The following is a 679-nucleotide window of genomic DNA, read 5'->3' as shown; positions in this document are numbered from 1 at the left end:
GGAGCCGGCACCGCCACGACGACCGCGTCGGCGCGCTCCTCGCCCGCCGCCCGGCTGCTGGCCGCGGTGCCCGCCGCGGCCGCCGAGCTGGCGGCCGTCGAGACCGCGAGCATGGTCATCGCCGCGCTCGCCGTCCCCGCCGGCGAGCTGGCCGGGCTGAGCGGCTCCGGGGTGCTCGTGCCGCCGGTCGAGGCCGCCGCCGAGGGGCTGCACGTGAAGGCGCTGACCCTGTCGGCGAACAAGTGGGACTGGGTGCGCGCCCAGCGCGAGGACGTCCGCGTGCTGCGGGTGTCCCTGGGCCGCGCCGGCGAGCGCGAGGCGCTGGAGGCCGACGACGCCGACGTGCTGCGCTGGGCGGCCGGGGACGCCGCCGCGCTGCTCGGCCGCGAGCTGCACCCGGTGGACGGCGCGCTCGTGCGCTGGGTCGACGGGCTGCCGCAGTACGCCGTCGGCCACGTGGAGCGGGTGGAGCGGCTGCGCGCGGCGGTGGCGGGCGCGGGGCGGCTGGCGGTGTGCGGGGCGGTGCTGGACGGCGTGGGCGTGCCCGCGTGCGTGGCCGCCGCCACCCGCGCCGCCGAGGAGGTCCTCGCCCAGCTGGGCGGCCGGGTCCGCCTGCCGGGCTGAGGAGGGCGCGGGGGAGGATGGGGGCATGACCGAGCAGTCAGCAGCGACCCCGCGC

Annotated in this window: 1 pseudogene; it reads left to right on the top strand. The window is 80.9% G+C overall.

What is annotated here, in order from left to right:
* Positions 1–624: pseudogene (locus GTQ99_RS23785) on the top strand (hypothetical protein); the annotation flags it as partial.
* Between the last annotated feature and the right edge of the window lie 55 nt (positions 625–679).

Source organism: Kineococcus vitellinus (assembly GCF_009906315.1).
In the GTDB taxonomy this organism is placed as follows: Bacteria; Actinomycetota; Actinomycetes; order Actinomycetales; family Kineococcaceae; genus Kineococcus; species Kineococcus vitellinus.
The sequence above is the reverse complement of the archived record's forward strand: the minus strand, read 5'-3'. Positions and strand labels throughout refer to the sequence as shown.